Raw genomic sequence first — 7,517 nt, 5'->3', positions numbered from 1 at the left:
GATGCTCGAACAGGTGAGCGGCTTGCTGGTCGATCTCGAAGGGCTCGATGTCATCGAGCGCTTCCAGGTCGAACGCTTCGCTCACACGCCAAGTGTATTACAGACGACTACGCACACAACTGCCGCGTGGCGCATGTTCCTAGCCGGTGCTGTTGGGCACGGGCCACGTCCCGCCTGTCGCTGCTAGTGTGCCGAGAGTCAGTCACTGCCAAGGAGGACCGCTCTTGCGAAAGCAAGCGTCGCGAGCTCACATGGTGGACTCTCTTACTGCCCATCCTCTTGTTCCTGGTAGTTATCGTGACCCTGTCGTTCAACTAGATAGTGCGGCCGGGTAGCCGACGGAGGAACACCGGCTGGCATGCGCTCATGCCGCCGGTCGCATGTTCAGTTGAGCAGATGCAGGTACTGTCGCCGAGCCTTCATGGCATGGATGACGAGTTGGTGCCCGCTGTCGAAAGTGAGAATCGCCATCTCGAGAAGACGGCCGCTCCGGTCGAAGCCCAACACGAATTGCTTGGCCGGCATGTCATCGTCCGGTTCGCTGGCGTAGCTCCAGTTCTCGGCCGCGTAGACGATGTCGAGTTCGCTCACTCCATGCTTGAGTGCTGAGGGGTTGACCTTCACGCGACGTAGGCACGAAGAGCAGCACGGATCAGCTCAGAGCGGGTGGTGTGATCTCGCTCCGCGCGCTCGTCTAGCGCGCTGAGCAGAGTGTCGTCGAGGCGGACGGGCACCACCCGAGCGGGTCCGTCGCCCATCGGCTTGCGGCCCCGCTTGCGAAGTTGTTCGACGTCGTAGCCCTGCTCAGCCTCGTCGGCCCACTCCTGGATCATCTCGTCGGTGACGGGCACTCCCTTGATCTTCTCCACCCACATATCGTAATACGGTTTGGGTGCCGTGTCACGAGCGACCCGTTCGTGTCACTCGTCCTCACCCCTCTTGCCGAGGACTGCCTGCGCGCCCATGACCAGGATCTTCGGGTCCCCAGTGACGTCGCAGGCAGCCCTGAGCAGGCGTGCCAGCTGCTGGCGGTTCAGGCCGCCGGCGCGCGCCTCTCACGGAAGGTCCGGAGCGCCTGGGTCCGTTCGGTCTCGTTCAGACCGCCGGCGAACGGGGAGTTCTGGCGCAGTTCGCGCGCCCGGGGGCTGGTGCTGAGGATCGTGTTGACCGTCTGCTCCAGTCCCTGGGTGAGGATGCTGTCCCACTGACGGAGGTACTCGACCGTTCGGCCATCCGCCCGGATGCATGGAGCTCCAGCGTCGGATGTTCTCCCGTGCCAGCCTCATGACGTCCTCCGGCCCGGTGAGCAGGTGGGTGAGCATCGCCTGGTGAAGCCACAGTTGCTGACGCTGCTCCTCCGTCATAGACGGGCCCTCGAGCAGGGCGTCGACAGGACCCTGCCCTGGGCGCATTCCGCCATCCAGCCGTGGGAGGCAAGCGACGTTCACAGTTCGTCCCGGCGCGGTGAACCGACCTCGACCATCGCCGAGAGCGCCTCCGCGATCCTGGCGTCCCTGTCCGCCGCGGCGTGCTGGTAGCGCAGTGCCGCCTTGTGCGTCGAGTGGCCGAGCCGAGCCATCAGCTCAGCCAGCGTCGCTCCCGCCTGCGCCGCGAACACCGCTCCCGTGTGTCGCAGGTCGTGCCAGCGCAGGTCCGGACGCCCGGCCGCTGCCCGCGCGGGGTGCCATGCCTTGTTGAGGGTGGACACGGCCAGGTGCTGCGCGGGGTTGGTCTTGGCGTGGAACAGCAGCGCGTCCGGTCGCTTGTCCTCCATCGCGTCCAGGTGCGCCTGGATGGCGGGCATGATCGCGGACGGCAGCGTGACGGTGCGGATGCCGGCCTCGCTCTTGGGGTCGCCCACGACGAACAGTGGTCGACGACGCGCCGCCACGGTCTCGGGGTCCTCACCAGGCAGGCGCACCACGGCGCGGGTCACATGGACGACGTTGCCGAACAGGTCCTTGCGACGCAGCTCCGCCACCTCACCCCATCGGAGCCCACCCCAGGCGGACAGGAGCACGGCGGCCCGCAGCTGGGGCGGCATGTTCTCCACGACCGTCGCCAGCTCCGTCGGCGTCGCAGGCTGGATGCGGTGGCGGCGGCGTGGCGGTGAGCCCGCCTCGCGCAGCCGACAGGGGTTGACGTCGATCAGGGGCGGGTCGTCCTTGCGGGCTGCCTCTAGGACCGTGCGCAGCAGAGCGTAGGCGTGGGCACGGGCCGTGGCCTTGTCCGGGTCCATCCGGCGCCACCACTCTCGCACCGTGTCGGTGGTGATCGCGTTCACGGTGAGCTGGCCGAAGGCGGGAAGGAGGTAACGGTCGAGCTGGCCGGCGTAGAGCACCCTGGTCCGCGGCTTGAGATCCTGCCGTTCCTCCAGCCACCCCTGCGCGTACTCGCTGAAGGTCACCGACCGGCGTCGCCTCTCCCGGGTCAGGATCCACCCGGTGTCCAGCTCCGTGCGCTTGGTCCGCAACCAGGCCTCCGCCGCGTCCCTGCTCGCGAACGTGCGCGGCGCCTTGTGCTCCAGCGCCTCCCACGTGTAGCGGGCCTGCCACTTCCCCGACGGCAGACGACGCACCGAGCCGAACCGTCGTTCGCGTGCCATGCCGCCGCCTTTCGTGCCATGAACGTGCCTGGAGATGTGACATCTCCTGCCCTCTCGTGACCACCCGCGTCCTGAGTAACAGTGTGCCCTTTGCGCAGGTCAAACAGCATATCTGCTGATCGGCACCAGCGCCCCAAAATGCCCTGGTGTCATTTTCAAATCCTGTCACCCCGACGTGGGGATGTCACTGGACATCCCGGACGGCGGACCCACGACACCGTGGGTCCGCCGTCCGCTTGTCCCCGCGCCGCGATGCCGGCCCCGGGTCGCCCGGTCCCAGCCCATCGGTCGAGGCCCGCGGCTCTCCTACGCCCGGCTCGTCAGCTCCGCGGAGGCCTCCCCCGGCCGTGGGACCGGCATGTCCCCGACGGCCCGTCGGACGTACTCGTCGAACGAGGTCGCAGGTCGTCCGAGGAGCCGCTCGGTCGTCGCGAGGTCGCGGGCACGCGTCGGCACGGCGAAGCGGCGGAGCAGGCGCAACGTCGCGAGCCAGTCCTCCAGACGCTGCCCGTGCAGGTGCGACCTCAGGGCGTCCTCGAGCGCCTCGTCGTCGTCGCCCGCATACCGGACAGGTGTGCCGAGGGCCTGCTGCCAGCCGGCGGCACACTCGGGACCCGTGAGGGAGCGGGGGCCGACGACCGGGTACGTGCCGGACGGGAAGTCCGGCTCCGCCAGGGCCCGGGCAGCGATCTCGCCGAGGTCGCGCAGGTCGACCCGGTTGAGCCCCTTCGGGTGGCAGGGGTGGACGAAGCGGCCCGCGCGGATGACGTCGAGCAGGACCTCGTCGTTCTGCATGAAGTTGCTCACCGCGAGGAGGACGGGACGCGTGCGCGACGTCTGCACCATGCGGGCGATGGCCATCTTGCCCCGGTAGCGCGGCAGCACGTGCCCGTAGTACCGGCGCAGCACCCACGACAGGAGGGCGTTCGGGGCGTCGACCACGACTCCGGCGTAGACGATGCGGACGCCGGCGGCCTCGCAGGCACGGACGACGTCGGTGCTGAGCGCCACCTCGTCCTCGTCGTGCGGCGAGATGTGGAAGACCGCCCGCACACCGGTCAGTGCCGCCTGCAGGGCCGCGGGGTCACGGAGGTCAACGACGCGCACGTCGAGCCCGTCGGTGCTCCCCAGACGCGCGGGATCGCGGACGAGGACGCGCGCCCCGACGCCACGACGCCGCAGGGCGGCCAGCACCTCCCTCCCCATGAGACCGGTGCCGCCGAGGACGAGGATGTCGGAAGGGAGGGTGCTGTTCATCGATGCTCCTGATGGTCGCGGCGGGGCGTTCCCGCCATCGGTGTTGTCACGCGGTCCACGCTGCCCACCCCCGCTTGGACCGCTCTTGGTCTCCCCGTCACCACCACCCCACGCGGTCACCCAAGCCCGACCCAAGTGGCGCGGATGACGCCCCCGGGGACGCGGATCCTGCACTGGACCCCGGCGCCGGACCCACCGACCGGCGGCGCGGCGCTCAGAGACCGAGCACCTGCCGCCGGTCCGCCAGCCAGCCGAGATAGCCGGAGAGCCCCCAGGTCGTGGCCAGCGCCTCAGCCGCCGTCGCCGCGCGCCGGGCTCCCTCGACGTCGCCGAGCACGGCGAGGCCGACGGCGAGGTAGCCGTCGACGGGCCCGAAGTTGAGCGAGATGCCGGCCACGACCATCCGGCCGCTGGCAGCGCGCAGCACGTCGACCGCCTGGGCCGCCAATGCAGGGTCGGCGAGCCGGCCGGCGATGTCAGCACACTGAGCCGCCTCCATGGTCGAGTGCCACAGGTCTCCCACCGGGGGGAGCGGAGCACGCGCGAGCGAGGCGCGCACCTCCTCGAGCCGCCCGGCGCGGGTCAGCTGGAAGAGCGAACCGACGAGCAGGAACGGGTCGTCGTGGACCTCCTGGTAGCGCCGGATCTGCTCGGCGACGGCCGGCGCCAGGGCCGGTCGCCAGGAGGCCGCCGCGAAGGCGAGGGTGAAGTCGAGCAGGTCGTCGGCCGGGGTCGTCACCTCGGTCCGCATCTCGCGGAGTCGCGCCTCGAGCACATCGGCCTCATCGTGCTGCCCCGACATGAGGTGCAGGCTCAGCCGCACGAGCCCCAGGGCGAACTCGACGTAGGGCAGGCGGCGACGTCGGGCGATCGTCTCGGCCGCCGCGGACTCGGTCGTCCACGTCATGAGGTCGGCGGCCTCCGCCGCAGCACCGGCCAGCGCGGTCCGGGCCACGGCCTCGGCGGCCTCGTCACCGGACTGCCGGGCGGCCTCGATCTCCTCGCGGGACAGCTCGAGCCTCCGGTCGAGGCAGCGAGGCCTCCAGAGCGCCAGCCAGGCGGTGCGCGCAGCCCACCCGCGCAGCTCGGGGTCGCCCAGTCGTCGGGCCATGGCGAGCGCCTCGTCGGTCAGCGCCTCGATCTCCGGCTCGGATCCTGCGGCGTAGTACAGCTGCACCGCGAGTGCGAGCATGAGCTGGCAGCGGGTGGAGGAGTCGTGGGTCCCGGCGGCACGCAGGGCCGAGCGGAGGTCCTCGACGAGGTCGACGGCCACCGCGCCGAAGGACTGCGGCAGCCAGACGTTGTAGCGCGTCAGCCCGGCCACGGCCGTCGCGACCCGCTCCGGGTCCTCGTCCGAGCGTGCCAGCCGGACCGCCTCCCCTACCGCCTCGACCGCGGCGCCCCAGCGTGCAGCCCGAGCGGCGACATCGGTGAACGCGAGGAGCAGGGCGTAGCGATCGGCCTGCGTGGCGGACGGGTCCAGGCCCTGACTGGCGAGCGCCGCCGCATACAGCTCGCTCGCCTCCACGTTGGCAGAGTCCCTCCGTGCCTCCAGGGCGGCGGCCGCCGCCGCCCTCCAGGCGGTGGCAGCGTGGACCGGGCCCGCCGCCAGCCAGTGCCGGGCCAGCTCGAAGGTCCGGTTCACGGCGGTCAGATCGCCCGGCGGCGCCTCCTGCAGCGCCTGGGCGATGCGGGCGTGCACCCGGGTCAGCTGGCCCGGCGGCGCGGCGGCGGCCACGGCGTCCCGGGTGAGGGCGTGCTCGAAGGCGAGCAGGCCGTCGTCGCGGACGTGCACGGTCCCGATCCTCCGGGCGGGCTCGAGCAGCCGGTCCGCCTCGTCCGCACTCCATCCCGACACCCGGGCGAGCAGGAGCGGCGAGTGCTCGCGCCCCAGGGCGGCCGAGAAGAGCAGCAGGTCCCGGGTCTCCTCCGGCAGGTCCTCCAACCGCTCGGAGACCACGGCGCGCACCGAGTCGGGGACCGTGCCCTGCCAACCGCCGCCACCGAGCCCCAACCTCGTCAGCTCGACCAGGAAGAACGGGTTCCCCCCGGTGCGGGCGCACCAGGCGTCGACCGGCGCCAGGGAGGTGTCGCCACCCATCGAGGCGACGAGCTCCCGGGCCTGTGCGAGATCCAGCCCGCCGAGCTCGACGACCCGGGCTCCCCGGCGGGCCAGGACGGCTCCGAGGTCGAGGAGCGTGCCGGTCGGACGCGGGTGGACCCGCCGGGTGAGGAGCACGGCCAGCCGGTCACCGGGTTCGATGCTGTCGGTCAGGTGGGCCAGGGCTCTGAGGGTGCGGGTGTCGGCCCAGTGGAGGTCCTCGACGACCAGGAGCACCGGGCGATCGGCGGCGGCGGAACGGACCGCGTCGACGAGCGCCTCCTGGACCGCGAAGGCACGACCCGGGTCGTCCTCCTGGTCGGGCGAGCGGGTCAGCGCGGAGGGACGGTCGATGCCGAGGGCATGGAGGATGCGGTACCAGGGCCACAGCGGCGGGGCACCCTCGTCCTGGGAGCAGCGGGCGACCGCCACCGTGAATCCGTGCTCCCGGGCGGCCGCCACGGCGTCCTGGACCAGTCGGGTCTTGCCGATCCCCGGCTCACCCACCGCGACGAGGATGTCGGGGAGGCCGGCCGCCGCAGACCCCAGCACGGCCGCGAGAGCCCGACGCTCCGGCTCGCGGCCGACGGTGGGCCGCGGTGGGCGAGGGTGCGGCTCGCGGCCGACGGTGGGCCGCGGTGGGCGAGGGTGCGGTGGACTGCTGGACCGTGATGGGCCGCGGTCCTGCCCCGGTGTCTCGACGACGACAGGCGCTGGGGTCAGGGACGTGTAGAGGGCCGGGTCCTGCCGCAGGACGGCCTCCTCGAGGCCCCGCACCTCGGGGCCGGGGCGCAGGCCCAGCTCGTCGTCCAGCAGCCGACCGTAGCCGCGCAGCGCATCGAGGGACTCGGCCTGGCGGCCGGCCCGGAGGAGGGCCAGGGCGTGGATGCACCGTGGCCTCTCCCGGAGCGGGTCCTGACGGATGGTCTGCTCACCCGCGGCGACGACCGCCGCGTGCTCACCGAGGGCGAGCAGGCCCAGGAGCAGGTCCTCCTGGGCGGTGGCCCGCAGCTCCTCGAGCGCCACCCGGTCGGCCACGACATCCGGGTGGTCGCCCAGGTCGGAGAACGCGCGTCCGCGCCACCGTCCGAGCGCCTGCTCCAGCCCGTCCGCGCAGGCCGCCACGGTCCCGACGTCCCGGACGGCGTCGGACCGCCCGGTCGTGAGGAGCGACCAGAGCGGCCCCAGGGTGGAGTGGGCCTCCCGGACCTCGGCCGCGAACACCTCGGCGTCGACCGTCACGCGCTCGGCCGCGAGGCGGTACCCGTCGGGGCTGGTGATGATGACACTGGAGGGGGCGCGGGGCGCGAGCCCGGGTTCGAGCACCCGGCGCAGGGTGCTGAGGTAGGCGTGCAGCGTGCCGTGCGCACCTGGTGGCGGGGCCTCGCCCCAGACGAGGTCGACCAGCCGGTCCGCGTTCACCGCCCGTCCGGGTTCGAGGGCGAGCGCGGCCAGGACGGCACGCGACCTCCGGGCCATGTCGCCGAGCGGCCCGTCCGGACCGACGGCGATCGTCGTGCCGAGCACCCCGACCTCCACGACGCGATGGTAGTG

6 protein-coding genes are annotated in these 7,517 nt (G+C 72.1%); 1 reads left to right on the top strand and 5 read right to left on the bottom strand.

All coding sequences use genetic code 11. The features are described 5' to 3' along the window. On the top strand, positions 1–187 hold a 187-nt coding region (locus tag EUS26_RS17400; protein ID WP_238149005.1), incomplete at its 5' end, for a hypothetical protein. Between the two features lie 197 nt (positions 188–384). Here the strand turns inward: EUS26_RS17400 and EUS26_RS14405 are convergent. The 5 genes from EUS26_RS14405 to EUS26_RS14385 all read right to left on the bottom strand — a co-directional run bounded on the left by EUS26_RS14405 (position 385) and on the right by EUS26_RS14385 (position 7,502). After that, complete coding sequence (locus tag EUS26_RS14405; RefSeq protein WP_238148999.1) at positions 385–591, bottom strand: toxin; 207 nt, start codon at positions 589–591, stop codon at positions 385–387. 29 nt (positions 592–620) lie between these two features. After that, a complete protein-coding gene (locus EUS26_RS14400; protein ID WP_130014523.1) occupies positions 621–875 on the bottom strand; it encodes a ribbon-helix-helix domain-containing protein in 255 nt (84 codons plus the stop codon). A gap of 569 nt (positions 876–1,444) precedes the next feature. Then, positions 1,445–2,605 carry a tyrosine-type recombinase/integrase gene (locus EUS26_RS14395; protein WP_130014522.1) on the bottom strand — a complete coding sequence of 387 codons (1,161 nt, stop codon included), beginning with the start codon at positions 2,603–2,605 and terminating at the stop codon, positions 1,445–1,447. A gap of 306 nt (positions 2,606–2,911) precedes the next feature. Continuing rightward, positions 2,912–3,862 carry an NmrA family NAD(P)-binding protein gene (locus tag EUS26_RS14390; protein WP_130014521.1) on the bottom strand — a complete coding sequence of 317 codons (951 nt, stop codon included), beginning with the start codon at positions 3,860–3,862 and terminating at the stop codon, positions 2,912–2,914. A gap of 214 nt (positions 3,863–4,076) precedes the next feature. After that, positions 4,077–7,502: an ATP-binding protein gene (locus EUS26_RS14385; protein WP_165368634.1), complete on the bottom strand. Its 3,426-nt coding sequence runs from the start codon at positions 7,500–7,502 to the stop codon at positions 4,077–4,079. Positions 7,503–7,517: the final 15 nt, after the last annotated feature.

It is taken from the genome of Serinicoccus sediminis (genome assembly GCF_004153545.1).
Taxonomy (GTDB): Bacteria; Actinomycetota; Actinomycetes; order Actinomycetales; family Dermatophilaceae; genus Ornithinicoccus; species Ornithinicoccus sediminis_A.
This window is presented reverse-complemented; position numbering and strand designations above follow the sequence as displayed.

Bases quoted from the DNA above. Each gene is read 5' to 3' on its own strand.
- EUS26_RS14400 (WP_130014523.1), bottom strand. From the start codon at position 875: ATGTGGGTGGAGAAGATCAAGGGAGTGCCCGTCACCGACGAGATGATC.
- EUS26_RS14395 (WP_130014522.1), bottom strand. From the start codon at position 2,605: ATGGCACGCGAACGACGGTTCGGCTCGGTGCGTCGTCTGCCGTCGGGG.
- EUS26_RS14390 (WP_130014521.1), bottom strand. From the start codon at position 3,862: ATGAACAGCACCCTCCCTTCCGACATCCTCGTCCTCGGCGGCACCGGT.